Source organism: Streptomyces sp. NPDC052107, from assembly GCF_040680215.1.
Taxonomy (GTDB): Bacteria; Actinomycetota; Actinomycetes; order Streptomycetales; family Streptomycetaceae; genus Streptomyces.
On the sequence record NZ_JBFAWG010000043.1, the window covers coordinates 19,340 to 42,849 of the forward strand.

A 23,510-nucleotide genomic window follows, 5' to 3' on the forward strand; every position below is an offset into this window, starting at 1 on the left:
GGGTCAGGCGGACCAGGTCACGGGGAGCGTCCGCGGCCCGCGGATCATTGTCCTGCGCCGCCACCGCACCTCCTCGGCCGGCACCGCGAGCCGCAGCCTGGGCAGCCGGTCCAGCAGGGCGTCCACCAGCAGCTCGGTCTGCAGCCGGGCCAGCAGCGTGCCGGTGCAGAAGTGCGGGCCGTTGCCGAACGCCACGTGCGGGTTCGGATCCCGGTCGGGGTCGATGCGGTCCGGGTCCGGGAAGACGGCCGGGTCCCGGTTGGCGGCGAGGTAGGAGACGTAGACCGGCTCTCCCGCGGCGATCCGGCGACCGGCGATCTCCACGTCCTCCAGCGCGATGCGGGCGAGCCCGACCGAGCTGCGGTGCGGGATCCACCTCAGCAGCTCGTCCAGCACCGGACCGCGCGCCTCGGGCCGCGCCCGCATCCGCTCCATCAACTCGGGCCGGGTCAGCATCAGGTACAGCATCTGCCCGCAGTTGTGGGTGACGGCCTCGCCGCCGATCTGCAGCGGTCCGGCCAGCCCGACGGCCTCCTCCTCGCTGATCTCCCCGCGCGCCACGGCCCCGCCCAGCATCGAGTAGACGTCCTCGCCGGGGCTGTCGGCGCGGGCCCGGACGGTGGCGGTGATCCACCCGTACAGGCCCTCCTTGGCCCGGCCGGCCGCCTCGGCCCCGTTGGTGGAGATGATCTCCCGGGTCCAGGCGTGCACCTGCGCCCGGTCGGCGGCGGGCACGCCCATCACCTCGCTGACGACGGTGATCGGGAACGGCTCCAGCACCCGCTCGATCAGATCGGCCGGCGGCCCGTCCCGTACGACACCGTCCATCAGCTCGTCCAGGATGGCCTGCGCGCGGGGCCGCAGCCGCTTCATGGCGCTCACCGTGAAGGCGCCGGCGACCGGCTTGCGCAGCCGGTTGTGGTCGGGCTGGTCGGCCCAGGCGAGTGAGCCCGGTCGGGGCGCGAAGTTCGGTGCCATCCGGGTCACCTGACGACTCGTCACCTCGGCGCGGCTGAACCGCGGGTCGTTGGTGATCAGCTTCACGTCGTCGTAGCGGGTCGCAAGCCACGCCCAGCCCTCGCCGAACGGCAGCCGGATCCGGGTCAGCGGACCCTCCCGCATCAGGGCGGCGAGGCCCGGGTCGAAGTCCGTTCCGTCCAGGTCGGGTGTGGGCCAGTCCCGTACGGGCGGCGGGGCGTGGCCGGTGAGCGTGGTCTCCTCGGTCATGCGAACCACCCTGGTACGGGGAGCGGCGGCTGTCTTGCGGGGGTAGTCCAGGCGGAGGAGGTGGGGCGCCTTACGCACGTTGAACACAGCACCGCGCCCTTTTGGGGCGCGGTGCTCAGACCGCGTCGACGAGTGCGGCCAACGCCGTGGCCAGGAGGTCGAAGCCGGGCCCGGCGGCCCCTCCCGGCTCCGCCATGTAGGTGTCCCGCCGTATTTCCACCATCAGGGCGCTGACCCGGGCGTCGGTGCCGTAGAACTCCAGGGGTACGTACGTCCCGGCGAACGGGCTGTCCAGCCCCGTCTCTCCGCAGACCGCGAACGCCTCGCGTGCCGCCTCGGTCAGCTCCGGCGGGGTGTGGAAAGAATCAGTGCCCAGGCACACCGGGGGACGTGGCCCGGTGCCGTGCAGCTCGTAGGGCAGCGGCGCGGTCGGATAGGAGTGCACGTCGATCACCACGGCTCGCCCGGTGGCCGCCAGCCGGTCCGCCACCGCCTCGGTCATGGCCCGCGCGTACGGCCGGAAGTACCGTTCCAGCAGCGGTTCGGGATCGGTGTCCGTGGGCCGCAGCTCGGCCCGGTGCGTGGTCCGGGTGTACACGGCGCCCATGCCGACGGCCGCCATCTCCTCCCGCTCGTCCGGGAACCGCTCGGGATCCACGACCAGCCGGGACAGCCGGTTCACGAACCGCCATGGCGTGCCGGCGGCCAGCCCCGCGGCCCGCTCGGCCAGCTCGGCCGTGTGCGCGTCCGTGATGTGGTCCGACTCCCGCTCCAGCGCGGCGTCGTCCAGCACGATCCCGCGGCGCACGTCCTCCGGGATGGCCCGAGCCGAGTGCGGCACGTGCAGCAGCACGGGGGAGGTGGGGTCACCGGGGAGGAGTTCGTACGAGGGGGCGGGCGGGGTCACGGGCGGCTCCGGGGGCGTTGTCGGTGGCGTGGTGCGGGATCAAGGTGTCACACGGCGCAGGGCGCGAGGGAGGGCGGGAGCTTGGCCGTCGGCGATCCCCGGTCGGGGCGGTCCTGCGCTCCCTGTTCGAGCGCATGGAGGCCGAGCGGCCCGCGAAGAGATGGGCGGCGCCTTCTGGTTCGTCGCGCGGGCCCACGGCTTCCAGGACGCGGACGTGGCAGGAGCTGATCGTGCCGCGCGACTGGTGAGCGGTGCCCGGCAACTCCCCGCCCGGGGCGCCTTCTTGCCCCCGCCTCCCGGCACATGGCTCCGCCCCGGCCGGTGTTGCTGCCGGCCGGGGCGGAGGGCCACTCACGAGGGCGGCTCAGGCGCCGCAGGCACTAGCTCAGGGACGCCAGCGCCTCGTTCCAGGTGGCCGACGGGCGCATGACCGCGTCCGCCTTGGCCTTGTCGACCTGGTAGTAGCCGCCGATGTCGGCCGGCTTGCCCTGGACGGCGAGAAGCTCGTCCACGATCTTCTGCTCGTTCGCGGCGAGGGTCTCGGCGAGCGGCGCGAAGGCCTTGGCCAGGTCGGCGTCGTCGGTCTGCCGGGCCAGCTCCTGCGCCCAGTACAGCGACAGGTAGAAGTGGCTGCCGCGGTTGTCGATGCCGCCGACGCGACGGGTCGGGGACTTGTCCTCGTTGAGGAAGGTCGCCGTGGCGCGGTCGAGGGTGTCGGCGAGGACCTTGGCGCGGCCGTTGCCGGTGGTCTCGGCGTACTGCTCGAAGGAGGGCACGAGCGCGAAGAACTCACCGAGGGAGTCCCAGCGCAGGTAGTTCTCCTTGACCAGCTGCTGGACGTGCTTCGGCGCGGAGCCGCCGGCGCCCGTCTCGAACAGGCCGCCGCCCGCCATCAGCGGGACGACCGAGAGCATCTTGGCGCTGGTGCCCAGCTCCAGGATGGGGAAGAGGTCGGTCAGGTAGTCACGCAGCACGTTGCCGGTCACCGAGATGGTGTTCTCGCCGCGGCGGATGCGCTCCACCGACAGCCTGGTGGCCTCGACCGGGGACAGGACACGGATGTCCAGGCCCTCGGTGTCGTGCTCCGGCAGGTACTGCTCGACCTTGGCGATCAGCTGCGCGTCGTGGGCGCGGTTCTCGTCCAGCCAGAACACAGCCGGGTCGCCGGTGGCGCGGGCGCGCGTGACGGCCAGCTTGACCCAGTCGCGGATCGGCGCGTCCTTGGTCTGGCAGGCGCGGAAGATGTCGCCGGCCGAGACCGGCTGCTCGATGAGCACGGTGCCGGCCTGGTCGACCACACGGACCGTGCCCGCGGCCGGGACCTCGAAGGTCTTGTCGTGGGAGCCGTACTCCTCGGCCTTCTGCGCCATCAGGCCCACGTTCGGGACCGAGCCCATGGTGGACGGGTCGTAGGCGCCGTTGGCCCGGCAGTCCTCGATGACGGCCTGGTAGACACCGGCGTAGGAGGAGTCCGGGATGACCGCGAGGGTGTCGGCCTCCTGGCCGTCCGGGCCCCACATGTGGCCGGAGGTGCGGATCATCGCCGGCATGGAGGCGTCCACGATGACGTCGGAGGGCACGTGCAGGTTGGTGATGCCCTTGTCGGAGTCGACCATGGCGAGGGCCGGGCCCTCGGCGATCTCGGCCTCGAAGGAGGCCTTGATCTCGGCGCCCTCGGGCAGGTTGTCCAGGCCCTTCAGGATGCCGCCGAGGCCGTCGTTCGGGGTGAGGCCGGCCGCCTTCAGGGTCTCGCCGTACTTCGCGAACGTCTTCGGGAAGAAGGCGCGCACCACGTGACCGAAGATGATCGGGTCGGAGACCTTCATCATCGTGGCCTTCAGGTGCACGGAGAACAGGACGCCCTCCTGCTTGGCGCGGGCGACCTGCGCGGCGAGGAACTGCTCCAGCTCGGCGACGTGCATGACGGAGGCGTCGACGACCTCGTCCTTCAGCACCGGCACGGACTCGCGCAGCACGGTGGTGGTGCCGTCCTCGCCGACCAGCTCGATCCGCAGCGCGCCGTCCTCGGCGACGACGACGGACTTCTCGGTGGAGCGGAAGTCGTTCTCGCCCATGGTCGCCACATTGGTCTTGGACTCGGAAGTCCAGGCGCCCATGCGGTGCGGGTGGGTCTTGGCGTAGTTCTTCACCGAGGCCGGGGCACGGCGGTCGGAGTTGCCCTCACGCAGCACCGGGTTGACGGCGGAGCCCTTGACCTTGTCGTAGCGGGCGCGGATCTCGCGCTCCTCGTCGGTCTTCGGGTCGTCCGGGTAGTCCGGCAGCGCGTAGCCCTTGCCCTGCAGCTCGGCGACGGCGGCGCGCAGCTGCGGGATGGACGCCGAGATGTTCGGCAGCTTGACGATGTTGGCGGCGGGCGTCTTGGCCAGGTCACCCAGCTCGGCCAGCGCGTCCGGGATGCGCTGGTCCTCGTTCAGGTACTCCGGGAAGTGGGCGATGATGCGTCCGGCCAGCGAGATGTCCCGGGTGGTCACGGGCACACCGGCCTGCGAGGCGTACGCCTGGATCACCGGCAGGAACGAATGCGTCGCCAGGGCCGGGGCCTCGTCTGTGTAGGTGTAGATGATGGTCGAGTCAGTCACCGGGTGCTCCGCTCCACGTCTGCAACATTGCTCGACATCAAGATATCTCGTGATGGGGGCCGGCTCGACAGGGGTCCCGGCCGTCCCGGCCGGAAAACGTGCCGCGTCGGCGCAACCGCAACCCGCCTTTGGTGGTCATGACAAATGATCACCCGCAGACCACGGGTGATCCTCACCCGCAGACCACGGGTGATCGTCACCGACCGGCGGCCGGACCGACCACCCGGCCGCCCGAGCGAAGGCGGACCATGAGATATCGCAGCAGAGTGACGGCCCCGGCGGCCGCCCTCGTCGGTACGGCCACGGCGCTGACCGTCGGCTCCCCCGCCCTGGCGGCCGGCACGGCCAGGCGCACGGGGGAGCCGGGCCCCGAGACCCTCGGCGACCCTGTCTTCCCGGCCCTCGGCAACGACGGCTACCGCGTGTCGTCGTACCACCTCGACCTCGCCTACGACCCCACGACCCAGCGGGTGGAGTGCACCGCCACCCTCAAGATCCGCACGACCCGGGCGCTGACCCGTTTCTCGCTCGACGCGCTCGGCCTGGACATACGCTCCGTGACGGTCTGCGGCACGACGGCCGTCTGGGAGGAGGGCCAGGAGAAACTGCGGATCACGCCCGCCCGGCCGCTCGCGGCGAACGCGGTGGCGACCGTCCGGGTCGGCTACTTCGCCGACCCGCGCGGCACCCTCTCGCACACGGCCTGGGTGCCCACCCCGGACGGCTTCGCGATCTGCCCGCAGCCGAACTCCGCGCACACCGTCTTCCCGTGCAACGACCACCCCTCGGACAAGGCCGACTTCACCTTCCGCATCACGGTCCCGAACGGGCTGCGCGGGGTCGCGAACGGCGTGCTCACCGGCACCGAGAGCCTGAGCGGCGGCCGCACGGCGTACTCGTACCGCTCCCTGTCGCCGATCGCCACGGAACTCGTCCAGATCACCGTCGGCGACTATGTGATCAAGGACCGGCAGGGACCGCACGGCCTGCCCCTGCGCGACGTGGTCCCGTCGGCCCGCGCCGCCGCCCTGGAACCGGCCCTCGCGCTCACCCCCGGCCTGGTGACGTGGCTGGAGGACCGCCTCGGCGCCTTCCCGTTCGAGACGTACGGCCTGCTGCCGTGCAACTCCGACGACCCGAACGCCTTCGACTTCACCGGCCTGGAGACCCAGACCCTCACCCTGTACAAGCCGAACTTCCTGCTCCAGGAGGAGAAGAAGATCGGCTCGCACATGATGCACGAGCTGGTCCACTCCTGGTTCGGCAACCTGGTCAGCCCCGCCACCTGGGCCGACCTGTGGCTGAACGAGGGACACGCCGACTTCTACGGGCTGCTCTACCGCTACGAGCGCGGCTGGACCGACTCCCTCGGGCTCACCACGATGGAGGCCCGGATGAAGGACACCTACGCCCGCGGCGACCAGTGGCGCCACGACTCCGGTCCGGTGGCCGCCCCCAACGCCACGAACCTCTTCGACAGCCAGCGCTATCTGGGCGGCGTCCTCGTCCTGTACGCCTTCCGCCAGTTGGTCGGCGAGGACGTCTTCCACGCCGTCGAGCGCACCTTCCTGGACCGGTTCCGCAACTCCTCGGCGTCCACGGCCGACTTCATCGCCGTCGCCTCGGAGGTCTCCGGCCAGGACCAGTCCGGCTTCCTGCGCGACTGGCTGTACGGCACGAAGACCCCGCGCATGCCGGGCCACCCCGACTGGACGGTGACCCCGGTCACCTCCTCGCTCATGGCCCCGCACAGCAGGCGCGGCGGCCACTGGCACGAGAACTCCGCGACGCTCTGATCAGCGGTGACGGGCGGGACCTGGACCGGTCCCGCCCGTCATCTCCCGCTCGATCCAGCGGCAGATCACGTCCACCACGTACACATGCTCGACACGCGTCAGCTCCCGCCCCTTGGGAATCCCGTGCCAGCGCTCCAGACAGCCCCGGCAGCAGGTCGCCGTCGCGTGCTGGGCGACGAAGACCGGGTGACCGCGGTACGGCGTCTGCTTGCCGTCCTTGTACGGCTCGGCCGGCGCGAGCCGCCTGGCGATCAGGTCGTAGGCATGCCACCGGATCGTCGCCGGGCCCTTCAGCTCGGCGGTCGCCCGGTCCCGGCCGCGCAGACGGAACCCGGCCCGGAACGGCTGGCGGGCGATCGCGTCCAGCTTCCGGTCCAGCGAACGCGGGTCGGGCGAGGTGGTCATGCTGTGCCGAGCGTACGTCGTGGGGACGTGGCTCAGCCCAGGAGCAGGCGCTTCTGGCTCGCGAACTCCTCGTTCCTCAGGACGCCCTGGGCCTTCAGGTCCGCCAGCTGCTTGAGCTGAGCGATCTTCTCGGTCATGTCGTCGGCGGCCGCGGCCGGCTGTGCGGCGGGAGCGGGCGGCGCCGCCCGCTGCGGCTGCGCGTACCGCGGTGGTGCGTACTGCTGCTCGTACTGTTGCTGTCGTTCGTAGTCCTGCTGAGCCCACCGGCCGGCCTGCCGCCGTGAGACGCGGTTGGACACGGCGGTGGCGGTACCGGCGACGACGGCCGTGCGGGCGACGCCGCGAAGCAGTCCGGGCATGTTCGGTCATCTCCATGGGTCGATGCGGCGGGATACGGGACACTCCGGTTCAGGCAGCCGCGGAACCGCCGGGCGGCACCGTCTCCTCCGTGGCGTCCAGCGCCGCCAGCAGAGCCTGCACGGGTATCCGGCCGCTTGCGACGAGCTGCGCTCCGCTGCGCCTGAGCGCGCCGGCCAGGGGAGCCGCCCACAGGTTCTCGTAGACCAGCACCGCGGCCGAGTTGCCCGGCTCCAGCGCGATGGCCGCCTCCTCGAGGTCGCTCTGGTCGAGCACCCGGGCCGAGGCTCCCTCGAACACCGTCAGATCGGTCTCGTCGCCCAGGTCCTGCAACTCCAGTCCGACGACCGAGCCGTCGGTCTCCTTCCGCACGAAGGCGAGGTCGATGATCCGGACGATCCCGCGGTCGACGAGGTCGACCAGCAGCGGGAACGCCTCTCCCGTCATTCGGTTGCCGGGGAACTCGATGACCAGGTAGTCGACGGGCCCCATCTCTTCGACGCTGTCCATGGCTTCTCCTCATGAGGCGCAGGGGAGGGTACCGCTCGCCCGCCCGTCGCCCCCCGGCCGACGCTCGCCGGCCCCCCGTTGCCTTTCCAGTCCACCACGCGGCGCCACCGCCCGCATATTCAGCGGGCGGTGGCGGCGGGCAGCTGCCCATCGGCCGGGCGCCGGAGTGCCGTGGGGCGCTCGTCCCTCCACCCTGGTTCCCAGGGAAAGGAGCGATGTCATGCCGACCGTCGGGGTGCCGTCAGCGGGCGGGGGCCGGGCGTGCCCGCAGAGTCTCCCCCCGGGACCCTGATGGCGACGGCAGGGCGTGCCAAGAAGCTGGCCGCCTGGGCGACATCGGTCCACCGGCGGGCGGAAAGCCGGTTCCCCGTGGTCACGCATCTCGCGGACCGCATGGTGTCCGTGAACATCTTCGACTCCGCCACGCGCCTCGCGGCGCAGTGCTTCCTGGCCGCGGTCCCCCTGCTGTTCGTGTTCGCGGCGTGCGCTCCGGAGGCGGTGCGCCATCAGCTGATCGCCTCCGTGACAGCGGTCTTCGGACTGACCGGCAAGTCGCGTGCCGAGCTGGAGCAGGTGCTCCAGCCCACGTCCGGCGACCTGAAGCAGACCACCGGCGTGGTGGGCGGACTGATGGTGCTGCTGTCGGCCACCGCCGTCAGCCGGGCGATGCAACGCCTGTGCAAGCGAGCCTGGGAGATCCCGCGCACCGGAACCCGGACCGCCCCCTGGCGGTGGCTGGCCTGGCTGGCCCTGTGGCTCGGTGTCCTGGTGCTCCAGGGCCCGTTGCGCGACGGCTTCGGAACCGGCGCCTGGCTCGGCATCCCGCTCACCTGGGTCAGCCAGGTGGGCCTGTGGTGGTGGACCCAGCATCTGCTGCTCGGCGGCCTGGTCGGCTGGAAGCCCCTGCTGCCGGGCGCCCTGATCACGGCGACCCTCCTCACCGCGGTGGCGGTGACCGCGCGTCTGTACATGCCGCGGGCCCTCGACCGCGCCCTGGCCGACTACGGTTCCGTGGGCTCCGTGTTCGTGCTCCTGTCCTGGCTGATCGTGGTGTGCGTCGCCGCGGCCGTCGGCGTCAGCGCGGGCGCAGTAGTGGCGCAGGAGCCCTTCCTGGCAGGCCGCCTCGGCAGCCCGCCTCCGCTGCGCGAACGCGCGGCGCGGGGCTCGTGAAGCCTCGCCGTGGGGTGCGGTGTCGCCCGTACGGTCCACCCGGCGCGCGCGATGTCCACGGGGCTGCCGGAATGGGGATGTTCAGGCACGCCACCCCGCGGCCGGAGGTCCCGTGAACAAGCCGCCCGACCCGCAGCCACCGGAGCCGGACCCGCACCAGCCGGGGGACGGGCCGGGACGGGACGGGGCCGCGCACCAGCCGGAGGACGCGCAGGGGCCGGACGCGGCCGCGCACCGGGCGGACAACGGCTCGGACCGGGCGGGCGGGGAGGCGGACCGGCCGGGTCAGGACCCGCAGCGGCCCTATCCGGTGCCACCTGCGTCGGACCGTGAACAGCCGCCGGTGGGCCGCTCCGCGGGCCGCGTCGCGCGCACCACCGCCTCGGCCGCGCTCATCGTGCTGACCTGCATCCTCGTACCCGTCGCGCTGCTGGCCACCTGGGTGCACGACATCGCGCTCGACACCGACCGCTATGTGTCCACGGTCGCGCCGCTGGCCACCGAACCGGCCGTCCAGGACGCGGCGGTCCACCGGATCACCGAGGTGGTGGGAGCCTACGTCGACGGCAAGCGGGTCGCCGGGGACATCGCCTCCTGGCTGCGGTCCCAGGGCCTGCCGCCGCTCGCCGCCGACGCGGTCAGCCGGCTCGGACCGACGATCGACTCCGCCGTCGACACGGCCGTGACCAAGATCGCCACCCGCGTCGTCCACAGCGACGTCTTCGTGACGGTGTGGCGCAACGCCAACCGCGCCGCCCACAACGCCGTCGTGCACGCCCTGACCGGCAAGGGACGCGGTGCGTTCGGCGTCAGCGACGACACCGTCACCCTGGATGTGGGTACGGCCGTCGACCGGGTGAAGAACGAGCTCGTCGACGCCGGCCTGAAACCCGCCGCCAGGATCCCGCAGGTGAACAAGCAACTGGTGCTGTTCCACTCCGACGAGCTCGGCAAGCTCCGCAAGGGCGCCCGCCTCCTCGACGTCGTCGGGAACTGGTTCCCGGTGCTCGTCGTTCTCTTCGGTGCCGCCGGGGTCTTCCTGGCCCGCCACCGGCGCCGGGCCCTGGCGCGCACCGCGCTGGGCGCCGCCTTCGCCTGCCTGGTGGTGGCCCTCGGCCTGGTCGTGGCGCGCGACTACTACCTCAATCACCTGCCGCCCGAAGTGCTGTCGAGGGCCGCGGCGGCGGCCGTCTTCGACACGCTGCTGCGCTTTCTGCGGGTCAGCCTCCGTACGGCCGTCGTCCTGGGCGTGGCCATCGCCCTGGGCGCCTATCTCGTGGGTCCGGGACGGCTGCCCGTGGCCGTCCGCGGCTACTCCGACCAGACGGCGGACACCGCGGCGCGCTGGGCGGCCGGCCATCACATCAGCGCCGGGCGTGTCGGCGCGTACGTGCTGGCCTACCGCCGGGCCGTCTCGCTCCTCGCCCTGCTGATCATCGCGCTCGTCTTCGCGCTCTGGAACCACCCGACGGCCCTCACCGTCCTGTTGCTGGTCCTCGTCCTGCTCGGCGTCCTGGCGCTGCTCGCGCTGCTGGCGGCCGCGGGCAGGGTGCAGCTGGAGGCGTCCCGCGGCGCGCCGGGTCGGCCCGGGAAGGAGCGCTGACAGCGGCGTTCACCGGAGCCGGCCCGGCGACCGCGGCCGGCTCAGGGACCTTCGGGTGCGGTGCCGGGAGGCGTGGACGGGCCGAGCGGCCAGGTGCGAACTGCGGGACGGCCGAAAGGCTGGGATCCTGATCGAGTGGAGCCCGCTCCGCAAGCCCGACGACAGGGCGGTGACCCTGTGACCACGCGGCAGAAGCAGACGAGGCGATCGGCCGTCACGCACGTCGATCCCATGGGAGAGCCGTTTCTGCAGACCCGGTTCGCCCTGCCGGCCACGCCGGCCACGTTCCTGCGCCGTCCACGGCTCGCCGAACGCCTCGACCAGGCCTTCGAGACCCCCCTGACGATGGTCAACGGCTCGGCCGGCGCGGGCAAGACCCTGCTGGTCGCGGACTGGGCCGCCCGGCTCGGACAACCGGTCGCCTGGTTCACCAACGAGGTGGGAAACCAGGGCGGCGGAGTCTTCTGGGCCTATGTGCTCCAGGCCCTGCGGGCCGCCGTGGTACCGCTCCCGGCCGACCTCGGCTGCCCCGGCGAGGCGAATCGCGTGGACCGCAAGCTGCTGGCCCGTCTCGCCGACGAACTGAGCGGGCGGGAGCGGCCCGTCGTCCTCGTGCTGGACGAGTTCGACCGGGTGACCTCGGCACGGATCGCGGAACAGCTGGAGTTCGTCCTGCACCACGCCGGTCAGGGACTGCGCCTGGTCCTCGTCACCCGCACCGAGCCGTTGCTGCCGCTGCACCGCTACCGGGCGGCCGGGGCGATGACCGAGATCCGGGACGCCGAGCTGGCCTTCACCGACGACGAGGCCGCCGCGCTCCTGGACCTGCACGGGCTGCGGCTTCCCGCGGAGGCCACCCGTGCCCTGGTGGAGCGCACCGGAGGCTGGGCCGCCGGGCTGCGCCTGTGCGCCCTGGCCGCCCGGCAGAGCCCGGACCCCGAGACGTATTTGAAGGACTTCGAGGCGGGCCGCAGCCCGATCGCCGACTTCCTGCTGGCGGAGGTGCTGAAACGGCAGCCGGCCCGCACACAGGATCTCCTGCTGCGCGTCAGCGTCGTGGAAAGGTTCACCCCGGCACTGGTGGCGGAGCTGACCGGGCGCGGCGGCGCCGAGCAGGACCTCGCCGCACTGCACGGCCAGAACGCGTTCGTGGAGGACCTCGGGCACTCCTGGTACCGCCTGCACCCGCTGTTCGGTGAGATCCTCCGGGTCCATCTGAGGGTCCGCTCGCCAGGGCTCGAGACCGAACTCCACCGGCGCGCCGCGCAATGGCTGCGCGGCTCCGGTGCCCTGGCCGAGGCACTGTCGCACGGCGCCGCCGCGGGCGACTGGAACCTCACCGCCCAGACCCTCGTCGACGACCTGGCGATCGGCCAGCTCTTCACCGGCCTGCGCGCGAGCGACCTCACCGAGCTGTTCTCCCGCATGGGGCCCGAGGCGACGAACGCGGCGGCGGACCTCGTGCGCGCCGCGCGCGAACTGTCCGCGTCCGACGTGGAACGCGGCCTGGTCCATCTGCGCCGGGCCGAGGAGCGCCTCGGCGCGCAGACCGACGCCGCGGGCCGGCTGAGCTGTGTGCTGCTGCAGTCCCTGGCGGCCCGGCTGACCGGCTCGCCCGGCATGGCCGAACAGGCCGTGGCGACGGCCGGGCAACTGCGCGCCGAAGTCTCCGCCCAGCTGCTGGAGAAGCACCCCGAGTTCACCGCCCTGCTGCTGACCCACCTGGGCTCGGCCCGGCTGTGGGCCGGGCACTTCGACGACGCGCGCGCCGCCCTGTCCGAGGTGGCCGGATGCCGCAGCGGCGTCTCCACGGCGCTGCCACGCGAGGACGCCCTCGCGCAGCTGGCGCTGATCGACTACCTCAACGGCTGGCTGTGCCGGGCGGAGCGCAAGGCGCGGGCGGCCCTGCGGGAAGCGGAGCGGTACGGCCTCGGCCGCCCCCGGTCCTGCGGCTCCGGCCTCGGGCAGCTGGTGCTGGCGGCCGTGGCCGTCGATCGCGGCGAACTGGCCCAGGCCCAGGCCCTCTTGGACGAGGTGGCGGACTCGGCAGCCCCGGCCGATCCGGTGACGGCCGCCGGCCGGTCCCTCGCGGCGGCACTTCTGCCGCTGGCGCGGGGCGAGCCACGGGCCGCCGCGGCGGCGGCCGACCTCGACGTACCGGTCCTGGTGACCTCCCCCTGGGCGGAGGCGCAGACGGCGCTGGTCGCCTCCGCGGCCCATCTGGCCGAGGGCCGCCCGGACAGCGCCCTGAAGGTGCTCGACGACGTGTCCTGCGACGGTGAGCCCGGGTGCGCGGCGGAGATGGCCTGGGCCCGCTTCGCAGCGGGCGACCACGAAGGGGCGATCGACCTGCTCGACCACATGCGGACCCAGGGCCGCACCGGCCCGCGAGCGACCGTCCGGGCCGCCCTGGTGCGCGCCGAGGCCGCTCAGGAGTCCGACGTCGCCACCGCGCGCACACTGCTCGCCCGCGCACTGCGGGAGGCCCGGCGCGAGCGGCTGCGGCGCCCCTTCCTCGAAGCCGGACCGCGGATCCGGCACCTGCTGGACACACCGCCGCTGCAGGGCCTGGCCGCCGGCTGGCTCACCCTGTCCGCCCCGGCCTCGCCCGGTGGTCCGGCGGCGGCCGTGGACCCCTTGTCGCCGGTCGTCGAGGAGCTGAGCGGACGCGAACGCGAGGTCGTGGGCAGGCTGGCCGACCTGATGTCCGCGGAGGAGATCGCCGCCGACCTGTACGTCTCGGTCAACACGGTGAAGACCCACCTCAAGAGCGCCTACCGGAAACTCGGTGTGAACGGGCGCGCCGAGGCGGTGCGCCGGGCCCGCGAGCACGGGTTGATCTGACCGGGGGCCGGGCGTCTCGCCCGTGACGGGTGAGGCGCGCAGCGGCACCGCCCGCTCCCCTGAAGGTGGCGGGAGTACGCGGCGAGGTGGTGGACACCATGGGACACTGGCGAACTCTGATCGTGCTCGGGACGGCCCAGTTCCTGATGGTCCTGGACACGTCCGTCATGAACGTCTCCATCAGCCAACTGGTCGAGGACTTCCACACCGAGGTCACCGCCATCCAGGCCGTCATCACGCTGTACGCGCTGGTCATGGCAGCGTTCATGATCATCGGAGGCAGGCTCGGCGACATCCACGGCCGGCGTCGGCTGTTCCTGCTCGGCCTGATCGTCTACGGCACCGGTTCGGCGCTCACCGCCGTGGCGCCCACCCTGTGGGTGCTCGCCCTCGGCTGGTCGGTCATCGAGGGACTCGGCGCGGCGATGGTGCTGCCCGCGATGGCGGCCCTGGTCGCCGAGGCCTATCGCGGCAAGGACCGGGCCGTGGCCTACGGCGTGATCGGCGGTCTGGCGGGTGCCGGAATCGCGGTCGGCCCGCTGCTGGGCGGCTGGGTGACGACGTATCTGACCTGGCGGCTCGTCTTCGCGGGCGAGGTCGTGGTCGTCCTCGTCGTCCTGCTGTGCCACCGGGTGATCAAGGAGGCCGCGCGAACCGGACCGCCGCCCCGGCTGGACGTCGTCGGCGCGGTGCTCTCGGCGGGTGGACTGGGGCTGGGCGTGCTCGGTGTGCTGCAGAGCAGCACCTGGGGCTGGGTGCACCCGCGCAACCCGCCCTTCACGGTGCTGGGCTTCGCGCCCACCCTCTTCGTCGTCGCCGCCGGGGTGGCCGTGCTGGCCCTCTTCGTGCGCTGGGACCGCAGGCGGGAGGCCACGGGCGCCGACCCCCTGGTGCACCTGTCCCTGTTCGGCCGGCCGCCCCTGCGCTCCGGTCTGCTCACCCTGCTGAGCCAGAACCTGATCCTGCTCGGACTGTTCTTCACCATCCCGTTGTACCTGCAGGTGGTGCAGGGATTCGACGCCTTCCAGACGGGGCTGCGGCTGCTGCCGGTGTCCGTCACGATGCTCGTCACCTCCCTCGGTGCCGCCCGGCTCGGCCGCACCATGGGGCCGCGCCGGGTCGTGCGGCTGGGCCTGCTGACGCTGGCCGTGGCCATCGTATGGCTGCTCGCCACCATCGAACCGGAGATCGACAACGCGCAGTTCGCCGGCGCGATGGCGGTGCTCGGCATCGGCATGGGGCTGCTCGCCTCCCAGCTGGGCAACGTCGTCCAGTCGAGTGCCGGTGAGGCGGAGCGCAGCGAGGTGGGCGGCCTGCAGTTCACGGCGCAGAACCTGGGTTCGGCGCTGGGTACCGCGCTCATCGGGTCGATGCTCATCGGCGCGCTGGCGCACGCGTTCACCGCCGGGGTGGAGAGCCATCCCCAGCTGTCGGCCGAGACCCGGCAGCAGACCGGTGTCCGCCTGGAGGCCGGGATCAGCTTCGTGCCCACCGACCAGGTGCGCTCGGCCGCCCAGCGCGCCGGACTGCCACCGTCCGAGGCCGACGCCCTCACCTCCGCGTACGCCTCGGCCCAACTCGACGGCTTGAGGGCGGCGATCCTCGCCACCGGAGGCATCACCCTCGCGAGCCTCCTCGTCACCCCGCACCTGCCGACCGCGCCGGCCCGCCGGCCGCAGCCGGCGAAGGGCGGCGCACCGGCCCGAGTGGCCGGCGCCGAGGAGTGAGCGCGAAGGCGCGGCGATGTCCTCCACCGGCCGCAGCGAGGCACGGGAACGCCGTGCCGAGCGCCGCGCCCACGCTGACTACACGGGTGCCGTGTACGGATCGATGCTCGCGGCGTCGGTGGTGATCGGCGCCGGCGCGCTGGGAAAGTTCCCCCGCGTTGAACTGGTCGTCCTGCTGCTGCTCACCGGCCTCGTCTTCTGGGTGGGGCACGTCCACGCCCAGCTGTTCGGCGCCCGTCTGGCACAACGGGCACTGGACCGGCGAACGGTCCTGCGGGTGTGCCAGGAGGAGTGGCCGATCGTCAAGGCGGCCGTCCCGCCCGCCCTCGCCGTCGCCGTCAGCCCGCTGCTCGGCCTGGGCGTCGACGGCGCGGTCTGGCTGGCGGTCGCCGTTGCCGTGACCGGCCAGGTCGGCTGGTCAGCGGCCGGCGCACGGCAGGCGGGCGCGTCCTGGAGCCTGGTGGCGGGCACCGCCGCGGTCAATCTGCTGCTCGGCCTGGCGATCACCATGTTCAAGATCACTCTGACGCACTGAGGCCCGGGCCCCCGGGAATCACCTGTGCCGGGTGAGCCCCGGTGCGGCCGGGCGGAGCAGGATCGCAGGCAAGACCGCAGCACGCGGCGGGAGAACGGCCCATGCTCTACGAGATCCGCGTCGACGGACAGATGTCGGAGACCCTCACCAAGGCCTTTCCGGAGCTGGATCACGTGATGATGTCCGGTCAGACGGTGCTGTTCGGTCCCGTCATCGACGAGGCGCACCTCTATGGGCTGCTGAACCGCTGCCAGTCGCTGGGACTCCGGGTCGTGGAGATGCGCCAGCTGCCGGAGTGACCGGCGCCCGGCGACCGCCCGGACGGCCGTTCCTCACAGATGGGCCGCCACGATCCGGCCCGAGCGGACGGCCTCGCGCAGCGCCTCGAAGTCCCGCTCGGTGCGGTCCGCATAGGCCTGCGCGAACCCGGTCAGCGCGCGGTCGAAGCGGTCCCCGGCCCCGAGATAGGCCGCGATGGCGACGGAATCTCCGGACCGCGCATGGGCCCGTGCCAGGGCGGCCCCGCACACCTGGCCGGACAGGCTCAGCAGATCCGGGTCCCAGGTCTCCGGCCTGGGGCTGCCCTTCCAGTCCCACAACTGCCGTACGTAGAAGTCCCGGTGACGCCCGTCGAGGCCCGCGACGTGCGTCCAGCCCAGGAAGATGTCACTGGCCGCCTGGATGAGCCGCTGCCCGGCCACCACCCGGTGGCCCTGGTTGTCGTACCGCTCGCCGCCCGTGTGCGCCGCGAGCACCGACTCCTGTGCCTCCTTGGCCTGCAACAGCAGCGGATCGTCGTCGTCCCGGCCGAGCAGCAGCAGGATCCAGCACCGGTTGCCGACACTGCCGACCCCCACCACCTTCCGCGCCATGTCCACCAGCCGGTAGTGCCCCAGCAGGTGCCGCCGGTCCGCGGGCAGGGTGCGCGCGTACGACTCCAGCAGCGCCTGGAGCTCTTTGTCCTCCTCGTCGGGGGAGGTCTCGCCCCGCAGCTCCCGCAGCTCCCGCAGCGGGGTGAGCAGCGGCGGGTCCGCGGCGATCCGGCGGCCCTCGGGGGTGAGCCGGGTGAGCTTGGCGAAGGCCCGCAGATGCGTCCGGGAACGGGCGCGGGTGGCCGCCTCGGCCGTGCGACGCCTGCACTCCTCGTCCATCGAGGCCGCCAGCAGCCCGCGCATCCGGTCGGCGTCGTCCCGGGCGTACCAGATGTCCAGGGTGCGCATGCCGGCGAACTCCCGCATCCTCTCCCGGTAGGCCCGCACGCAGGTGCGCACCGCGTCGTCCTGCTCCTTCTGCGTGAAGCCGTTGTTCCGTCCCGCGACGGCGAGACTGGCCGCCAGCCGCTTGACGTCCCATTCGAACGGGCCCGGGAACGTCTCGTCGAAGTCGTTGATGTCGAACACCAGATGCCGTTCCGGGGAGGCCAGCAGCCCGAAGTTCAGCAGATGGGCGTCCCCGCACAGCTGGACCTGGAGCCCGGTCCCGGGCAGCGAGCCCAGGTCCGCCGCCATGACCGCCGCCGCGCCACGGTAGAAACGGAAGGGGGATTCGAGCATGCGGCCGTAGCGGATCGGCACCAAGTCCGGCACCCGAGTGACCGACTGACGCTCCAGTACGTCGACCACGTCCGGTCGGTCCGGTGCGGCCTCGAACACGCCGTGGCCCGAGCGCGGTGCGTGCCCCCGCGCCCTCCTGCCGTGGGCCGCCCGGTCGGCCGGCGACGAAGCGACGGTGACGGCACTCGGTGCGGCCATGATCCACCCTCCTGGTCCTGCGGCCCGCCTCTCGCCGCCGGTCCCGGGTCGCGCGGGGCCGGGGAACACGGGCCGAGCGCCCGCCGCTCCACCCCACCGCCCGGTCCGGGTGGAGGGATCACCCGCGGCGGGTGATCCGCCGCGGCGGATCCCCCGGGAATGCTGTCCGCTCCAGGGCCGCGGGCCGCCCCGCCGGCAGTGCGCGCGCGGCCGGTGCCGAGCGTGTGAGGAGGAGCCATGACCGAACCGCGTGGACAGCAACCGCGGGCCGGGCTGTCGTATCCGCCCGGCGCGGCGGGCACCGGCCCCGCACAGGCCATGGCGATGATCGCCCGCTCCTGGACCTGGATCCTGGCGTCGGCGATCGTGACGCTCGTACCGGGCGTGCTGATCCTCGTCTGGCCGGACGAGACGCTGCACGTCCTCGCCGTCGTCCTCGGCCTCTACCTGCTGCTCGGCGGCGCGATCCGGTTTGTGACGGCGTTCGCTCGGGAGGACCACGCAGACCGGCTGCCCGGCCTGCTGGTCGCCGTGCTGTACGTCCTGGCAGGCGTGCTCTGCCTGCGCCATCCGCTGCAGACCATCACCGCGCTGGCGCTGGTCGTCGGGCTCGTGTGGCTGGTGTCCGGCGTGTTCACCCTCTACACGGCGATCGCCGCCAGGGACCTGCCGCACCGGGGTGTCGTCCTGGGTGCCGCGCTGCTCGGCATCGTCGCCGGGATCGCGGTGCTGGCGCTGCCCGCCGAGTCGGCGCGGGCGCTGACCCGGCTGCTAGGTCTGTGGCTCGTGCTGCTGGGCCTGGTCGAGCTGGCGGTCGCCTTCACGTGGCGGGCCGCGCTGCGCAGGAGCGGGGCGCTGCCGGGCGCACCCGGCCCCACCGACTGAACGGGGCGCACGATCACCCGCCTCGGGTGAGGACGCGCCGCTTTGACCGTGTGCATGGTGAGAACGGCGGGGACCGGCTCGGCGACCCCGGCGAGCCGGTGCCCTGGATGGAGGAAAGACATGAGCGCGCAGAACTATCTCGCGTACGACTATCCGGTCCTGGGTGTCTTCTGGTCCATGCTGGTGTTCTTCCTGTGGATCATGTGGTTCGTCCTGCTGTTCCGGGTCATCGTCGACATCTTCCGCGACGACGACATGGGCGGCTGGGGCAAGGCCGGCTGGACGATCTTCTGTGTGGTGCTGCCCTTCCTGGGTGTCTTCGTCTACCTGATCGCCCGCGGCAAGGGCATGGGACAGCGGGAGGTGGCGCAGGCGCGCGCCCAGCAGGAGGCGTTCGACTCCTACGTCCGGCAGACCGCGCAGGGCGCGACCGGCACCAGCAGCGCCGACGAACTCGCCAAGCTCTCCGCCATGCGCTCCCGCGGTGACATCACCGACGACGAGTTCCGCAGGGCCAAGGAGCTTGTCCTCAGCGACGCCGGCCCGGTCCGGCGCGGCGGCGAGTCCGTACCCACCTCCACCGGGCGCTGAGGCGCGCCCACGAGAACGAATCGAGGCCTGCTATGACCACGACCCCCTCCGCCCGCGCCCACACCCGCAGCACCAGGCAGGCATGGGCGGGCGGCCTGACCGCCTTCGCGGGCGTCATGCTGCTGCTCGCCGGGCTGCTCGGCGTGTTCCGGGGCATCATGGCGATCGCCCAGGACAACGTCTTCGTGACGACGCCGAACTACGTCTTCAAGTTCAACCTCACCAGCTGGGGCTGGATCCATCTGGTCCTGGGCGCGATCGCCGTGATCGTCAGCTTCGGCCTGTTCACGCCGTCGATGTGGGCACGCGTCGCCGGCGTGGCCATCGCCGGACTGGTGATCATCGCCAACTTCCTGTCCCTGCCGTACTACCCGGTGTGGTCCGTCGTGGTGATCGCGCTGTCCGCGTTCATCATCTGGGCCCTATGCGTGGTACAGGGCAGGGAATCCGCCGAGAGCCCGTAGCAGGGTCCTGACCCGCACGACCGGCACCGCGTGGTCAGCGTCGCCGGGTCGTGCGGGCCGGCCTGTGCGAAGACGGCCTAGTCGCCCCGGGCGGGCGGCGCCAGCTCCTCGCCGCTGCGCTGCTGCGGGATCACCACCGCACCCTGCTGCAGCGCCACCGTCCGGGTGGGCGCCGGGATGCTGACGCCCTCCGCGCGGTAGCGGCGGTGGAGGCGCTTGATGAACTCGTGCTTGATGCGGTACTGGTCGCTGAACTCGCCGACGCCGAGGATCACCGTGAATCCGATGCGGGAGTCGCCGAAGGTGTGGAAGCGGATGGCGGGCTCGTGGTCCGGCACGGCGCCCTCGACCTCGCGCATGGTCTCGGCGACGACCTCCGCCGTGACCCGCTCCACGTGCTCCAGGTCCGAGTCGTAGCCGACGCCCACCTGCACCAGCACCGTCAACCGCTGCTCGGGATGCGTGTAGTTGGTCATGTTGGCCTTGGCGAGCTGGCCGTTGGGGATGACCACCAGGTTGTTGGAGAGCTGGCGGACCGTCGTCTGACGCCAGTTGATGTCGACGACATAGCCCTCCTCGCCGCTGCCGAGCCGGATGTAGTCGCCCGGCTGGACGGTCTTTGAGGCCAGGATGTGGATGCCCGCGAACAGGTTGGCGAGGGTGTCCTGCAGGGCGAGGGCGACCGCCAGACCGCCGACGCCCAGGGCGGTCAGCAGGGGCGCGATGGAGATGCCGAGGGTCTGCAGGACCACCAGGAAGCCGATGGCGAGGACCAGGACCCGGGTGATGTTGACGAAGATGGTCGCCGAGCCCGCCACGCCCGAGCGGGACTGGGTGACCGTGCGGACCAGACCCGCGATCACCCGGGCCGCGGACAGGGTCACCACGAAGATCAGCCACACCTCCAGGAGCTGGTCGGTGTGGTGCTGCACGGTACGCGTCAGCGGCAGCACGACCGCGGCCGCCGCCGCGCCGCCCGCGATCGCCGCCCACGGCACGACCGAGCGCAGCGCGTCCACGATCACGTCGTCGCCGCTCCAGCGGGTCCGCTTGGCGTGCTTGGCGAGCCAGCGCAGCAGGGTGCGGGACAAGAAGGCGAGCACCAGACCCGCCGCCACCGCGATTCCGGCGAGGACGAGGTCGTCCAGGGTCAGCGCGCGGTTCACCGGTCACCTCCGGGGCGCGCGTCGGCTGCGGAGTTGTCAAGTCTCGTCACGTTGTCACCTGCTCGATGTGCGGGATGTGCGATCGCGCCGGCCGGAGGAACACCCTTGACCGACGCGATCGTTCATCCTGCCGTATCCGGAACACCAGTTCGCACCCGGACCGGCGTCTTCGCGCAGGTTGTTCAGACGATGCCCTCCGCGAGTTCGGCCTGGTCGAGGTCGCTGCCGTACGCGGCGGCGGTGGGCGTGCCGTACGAACGGCGGGCGACGTACCACCAGACGGTCGCGAGGACCAGGACGACGGCGAGCGCCACCGACGCGTAGTTCATCGTGTCGACGGTGACCGGCGAGGCCTGCGGCAGGCAGAACAGCACGGTCACACAGGTCACCCAGACCACCGCGATCCAGCCGATCGGCCGGCTCCAGCGGCCCAGATGCCACGGACCGGGCCGGAAACGGTCGCCCGCGCGCAGCCGCAGCAGCACGGGGATGGCGTAGGCGGGGGTGATGCCGATGACGTTGATGGCGGTCACCGCGTTGTAGGCGGTCGTCGAGTACAGCGACGGCAGGGCGAGGACACCGGCCACGACGACGGACAGCCAGACGGCGGCGACCGGGGTCTGGGTGCGGCCACTCACCTTGCGCCACAGATGCGAACCGGGCAGGGCGCCGTCGCGGCTGAACGCGAACACCATCCGGCTGGCCGCCGCGACCTCGGCGTTGCCGCAGAACAGCTGGGCGACGATCACCACCAGCAGCAGCGCGCTGGCGCCGCCGGTGCCCAGGCCGTCGAGCAGGATCTGCGCCGGCGGCACACCCGTGTCGGTGGTGCGCGTGGCGTCGTAGTCCTGGATGGCGAAGGTCAGGCCGGCGAGCAGGACGAAGCCCGCGATCCAGGACGCCCAGATGGACCGCACGATGCCGCGCGCCGCGGACACCGAGGCCTGCGAGGTCTCCTCCGACAGGTGCGCGGAGGCGTCGTAGCCGGAGAAGGTGTACTGCGCGAGCAGCAGGCCGATCGCCGCCACGTAGAGCGGGTTGTGCCAGCCGGTCTCGTTGACGAACTTCGTGAACACGAAGGACGCCGACTGGTGGTGGTCGGGCACGATCGCGAGCGCGCCCACGATGACCGCGACACCCGCCAGATGCCACCACACGCTCACCGAGTTGAGCAGGCTGACCAGGCGGACGCCGAACAGGTTCAGCACCGCGTGCAGCAGCAGGATGGCGCAGAAGATCAGCATGGTCTTGCCGGGCGTGGGTGTGAAGCCCCACTGCAGGTTGGCGAACGCGCCGGTGAACAGGGCGGCGCCGTAGTCGATACCGGCGATCGCACCGAGCAGACCGAGCAGATTCAGCCAGCCCGTGTACCAGCCCCAGCGCCGGCCGCCGAGCCGGTCCGCCATGTAGTACAGGGCGCCCGAGGTCGGGTAGGCGCTGGTGACCTCGGCGAGCGCGAGGCCGACGCACAGCACGAACAGGCCGACGCCCGCCCAGCCCCACAGCATCACGGCGGGGCCGCCGGTGTTCAGGCCGAAGCCGTACAGCGTCATGCAGCCGGACAGGATCGAGATCACCGAGAAGCTGATCGCGAAGTTGCCGAAACCGCCCATGCGGCGGGCCAGCACCGGCCGGTAGCCGAGTTCACGCAGCCGCTTCTCCTCGTCCTGCTGGGGCAGGCCCGGCGAGGGCGCGGGCTCGGGGGTGGGGGACATGCGGGGGACCTCCGGGTCGAGAGCGTCGGGGAGCAGGGGCCGTTCAGGTGCGGGAGCCGTCCGCGGACGCCCGGCAGCGTTCCCGGGCCTGGACGAAGACCTCCACGGCACGGTCGCGGTCGGGCGTGCGGTACATCCAGGGCGGGGGCGTGAAGTACGGTCCGATGGCGTCGAACACCCTTGCCGCGTCGGGGAATTGGAGCGATCCCCACAGCGCGTGGGCCAGATGGTTGAGGTCCGGCAGCGAGCGTTCGGCGCGCTGGGTCTGCTCGAACCAGGAGTGCAGGGCGCGCCGCGCCTCCCGGGCCGCGTCCTCCGCCACCCAGTGCAGGTCGAGCGCCGCGTCGTGCCCGCTGTCGCGCCGGTAGCGCTCGACGCGCACGTACAGCGGCAGCAGGTGCAGCGCCGAGCCCGGCGGGGCTTGCCCGGCGGCCCACTGGGCGTATGCGGCGGCCTCCGCGATCCGCCGCGATCCGCCGCGCGCGTACAGGAACTGGAGCATCCGGTGGTGGGCCTCGCGGTTGTACGGGTCGCGCCGGCCGGCCTCGGCCAGCAGCCCCCAGGGGCCCGGTGGCAGCACCGGCTCGGGCGCGGGCACCCGGTGCTCCTCCCAGCGCTGCTCCGGATCCAGCTGGGCCAGCGCCAGCAGGCACACCCAGGGCACCGGGTCCTGCGGGGCGATCATCGTGGCGGACTGGGCGGCGTCCCAGGCCTCGATCCACAACTCGTGGGTACGGCGGTGCCGTTCGCGCTGGGCGCGCAGGGCCCGTTCCACCCCGACCCGGGCCTGCATCACCGCGGCGTGGACGCTGCCCGGCTCCTCCGTGAGCCAGGCGCGCACCACGTCGGTGCCGGCGGCGGCCGTCGCGAGGACCTGGGTGCGCTGGGTCCACTGCCGGCCGGGCGGAGTATCCGCGAGCAGCGTGCGCATGGCCATCCAGCGGCCGGTGCGCAGGTCCTGGAGGGCGGCGCGCAGGGCGTGGTCGGGACCGGCGGGGTCGTAGGAGGGACGGGGTCCTTCTCTGGCCATCAGCCGTCTGCCCCGGGCAACTGGCGCGCGGGCGAGCTGGCGGGGTGGCGTGGCAACAGCCCTCCTGTGGGCGGCGATCGAGGGGTGGGGCGCTGGTCGGCGGTCACTATAGAGGCGTGGGTTCCGCCTTGCCATTGTTGCCAACTCAACCACTTACTCAGGCCAGTTGGAAACCCGAGGGTGCTTGACGCCGTCCCGCCGCGGCGGCAGGCTGGCGCGGTGATCTT

20 protein-coding genes are annotated in these 23,510 nt (G+C 72.4%); 10 read left to right on the forward strand and 10 right to left on the reverse strand.

Annotation, left to right across the window (positions count from 1 at the left end):
* Window positions 1-3: 3 nt before the first annotated feature.
* The 3 genes from AB0M27_RS31650 to AB0M27_RS31660 form a co-directional block, all read right to left on the reverse strand.
* Window positions 4-1,227, reverse strand: coding sequence for a cytochrome P450 (locus AB0M27_RS31650; RefSeq protein WP_365726748.1), 1,224 nt, complete (start codon window positions 1,225-1,227; stop codon window positions 4-6).
* 115 nt (window positions 1,228-1,342) lie between these two features.
* Window positions 1,343-2,134, reverse strand: a complete 792-nt coding sequence (locus AB0M27_RS31655) for an N-formylglutamate amidohydrolase (protein ID WP_365726750.1) — start codon at window positions 2,132-2,134, stop codon at window positions 1,343-1,345.
* A 380-nt stretch (window positions 2,135-2,514) separates the two neighbouring features.
* Complete coding sequence (locus AB0M27_RS31660; RefSeq protein WP_365726753.1) at window positions 2,515-4,734, reverse strand: NADP-dependent isocitrate dehydrogenase; 2,220 nt, start codon at window positions 4,732-4,734, stop codon at window positions 2,515-2,517.
* 248 nt (window positions 4,735-4,982) lie between these two features.
* Here AB0M27_RS31660 and AB0M27_RS31665 point away from each other — a divergent pair, with 248 nt between their 5' ends.
* On the forward strand, window positions 4,983-6,530 hold the full coding sequence (locus tag AB0M27_RS31665) for a M1 family metallopeptidase (protein ID WP_365726755.1): 1,548 nt from the start codon (window positions 4,983-4,985) through the stop codon (window positions 6,528-6,530).
* On the opposite strand, the gene AB0M27_RS31670 is transcribed toward AB0M27_RS31665, so the two are convergent.
* Genes AB0M27_RS31670 through AB0M27_RS31680 form a run of 3 tightly spaced genes read right to left on the reverse strand, consistent with a single transcriptional unit; the run spans window position 6,531 to window position 7,802 of the window.
* Window positions 6,531-6,935 (reverse strand): DUF4186 domain-containing protein, encoded by a 405-nt coding sequence (locus tag AB0M27_RS31670; RefSeq protein ID WP_365726757.1) that lies wholly within the window; start codon window positions 6,933-6,935, stop codon window positions 6,531-6,533.
* Window positions 6,936-6,967: 32 nt separating this feature from the next.
* On the reverse strand, window positions 6,968-7,294 hold the full coding sequence (locus AB0M27_RS31675; RefSeq protein ID WP_365726759.1) for an SHOCT domain-containing protein: 327 nt from the start codon (window positions 7,292-7,294) through the stop codon (window positions 6,968-6,970).
* Between the two features lie 49 nt (window positions 7,295-7,343).
* Window positions 7,344-7,802 carry a DUF6325 family protein gene (locus AB0M27_RS31680; RefSeq protein WP_365726761.1) on the reverse strand — a complete coding sequence of 153 codons (459 nt, stop codon included), beginning with the start codon at window positions 7,800-7,802 and terminating at the stop codon, window positions 7,344-7,346.
* A gap of 291 nt (window positions 7,803-8,093) precedes the next feature.
* On the opposite strand from AB0M27_RS31680, the gene AB0M27_RS31685 reads away from it, so the two are divergent.
* The 6 genes from AB0M27_RS31685 to AB0M27_RS31710 all read left to right on the forward strand — a co-directional run bounded on the left by AB0M27_RS31685 (window position 8,094) and on the right by AB0M27_RS31710 (window position 15,980).
* A complete protein-coding gene (locus tag AB0M27_RS31685; protein WP_365726763.1) occupies window positions 8,094-8,972 on the forward strand; it encodes a YhjD/YihY/BrkB family envelope integrity protein in 879 nt (292 codons plus the stop codon).
* Window positions 8,973-9,084: 112 nt separating this feature from the next.
* Complete coding sequence (locus AB0M27_RS31690; protein ID WP_365726764.1) at window positions 9,085-10,575, forward strand: hypothetical protein; 1,491 nt, start codon at window positions 9,085-9,087, stop codon at window positions 10,573-10,575.
* 231 nt (window positions 10,576-10,806) lie between these two features.
* Window positions 10,807-13,419 carry a LuxR C-terminal-related transcriptional regulator gene (locus tag AB0M27_RS31695; RefSeq protein WP_365726766.1) on the forward strand — a complete coding sequence of 871 codons (2,613 nt, stop codon included), beginning with the start codon at window positions 10,807-10,809 and terminating at the stop codon, window positions 13,417-13,419.
* A 98-nt stretch (window positions 13,420-13,517) separates the two neighbouring features.
* Window positions 13,518-15,146 carry an MFS transporter gene (locus tag AB0M27_RS31700; RefSeq protein WP_365726768.1) on the forward strand — a complete coding sequence of 543 codons (1,629 nt, stop codon included), beginning with the start codon at window positions 13,518-13,520 and terminating at the stop codon, window positions 15,144-15,146.
* A gap of 16 nt (window positions 15,147-15,162) precedes the next feature.
* Window positions 15,163-15,681 carry a hypothetical protein gene (locus tag AB0M27_RS31705; RefSeq protein WP_365726770.1) on the forward strand — a complete coding sequence of 173 codons (519 nt, stop codon included), beginning with the start codon at window positions 15,163-15,165 and terminating at the stop codon, window positions 15,679-15,681.
* Window positions 15,682-15,782: 101 nt separating this feature from the next.
* Window positions 15,783-15,980: a hypothetical protein gene (locus tag AB0M27_RS31710; protein ID WP_365726772.1), complete on the forward strand. Its 198-nt coding sequence runs from the start codon at window positions 15,783-15,785 to the stop codon at window positions 15,978-15,980.
* Between the two features lie 33 nt (window positions 15,981-16,013).
* On the opposite strand, the gene AB0M27_RS31715 is transcribed toward AB0M27_RS31710, so the two are convergent.
* Window positions 16,014-17,432, reverse strand: a complete 1,419-nt coding sequence (locus AB0M27_RS31715) for a DUF2252 domain-containing protein (protein ID WP_365726774.1) — start codon at window positions 17,430-17,432, stop codon at window positions 16,014-16,016.
* A 318-nt stretch (window positions 17,433-17,750) separates the two neighbouring features.
* Between AB0M27_RS31715 and AB0M27_RS31720 the strand changes: the two genes are divergently transcribed.
* The 3 genes from AB0M27_RS31720 (at window position 17,751) to AB0M27_RS31730 (ending at window position 19,372) form a co-directional block, all read left to right on the forward strand.
* Window positions 17,751-18,317, forward strand: coding sequence for a DUF308 domain-containing protein (locus tag AB0M27_RS31720; protein WP_365726809.1), 567 nt, complete (start codon window positions 17,751-17,753; stop codon window positions 18,315-18,317).
* A 120-nt stretch (window positions 18,318-18,437) separates the two neighbouring features.
* On the forward strand, window positions 18,438-18,908 hold the full coding sequence (locus AB0M27_RS31725; protein ID WP_365726776.1) for an SHOCT domain-containing protein: 471 nt from the start codon (window positions 18,438-18,440) through the stop codon (window positions 18,906-18,908).
* A gap of 32 nt (window positions 18,909-18,940) precedes the next feature.
* Window positions 18,941-19,372, forward strand: coding sequence for a hypothetical protein (locus AB0M27_RS31730; protein WP_365726778.1), 432 nt, complete (start codon window positions 18,941-18,943; stop codon window positions 19,370-19,372).
* A 77-nt stretch (window positions 19,373-19,449) separates the two neighbouring features.
* Here AB0M27_RS31730 and AB0M27_RS31735 read toward each other — a convergent pair whose 3' ends face one another.
* From AB0M27_RS31735 to AB0M27_RS31745, 3 genes are all read right to left on the reverse strand, one after another.
* The gene (locus tag AB0M27_RS31735) at window positions 19,450-20,538 is read right to left on the reverse strand and encodes a mechanosensitive ion channel family protein (RefSeq protein WP_365726781.1); all 1,089 of its coding nucleotides are present in this window, start codon (window positions 20,536-20,538) and stop codon (window positions 19,450-19,452) included.
* 182 nt (window positions 20,539-20,720) lie between these two features.
* The gene (locus tag AB0M27_RS31740) at window positions 20,721-22,253 is read right to left on the reverse strand and encodes an amino acid permease (RefSeq protein ID WP_365726783.1); all 1,533 of its coding nucleotides are present in this window, start codon (window positions 22,251-22,253) and stop codon (window positions 20,721-20,723) included.
* A gap of 43 nt (window positions 22,254-22,296) precedes the next feature.
* On the reverse strand, window positions 22,297-23,283 hold the full coding sequence (locus AB0M27_RS31745; protein WP_365726785.1) for a hypothetical protein: 987 nt from the start codon (window positions 23,281-23,283) through the stop codon (window positions 22,297-22,299).
* Window positions 23,284-23,510 lie beyond the last annotated feature (227 nt).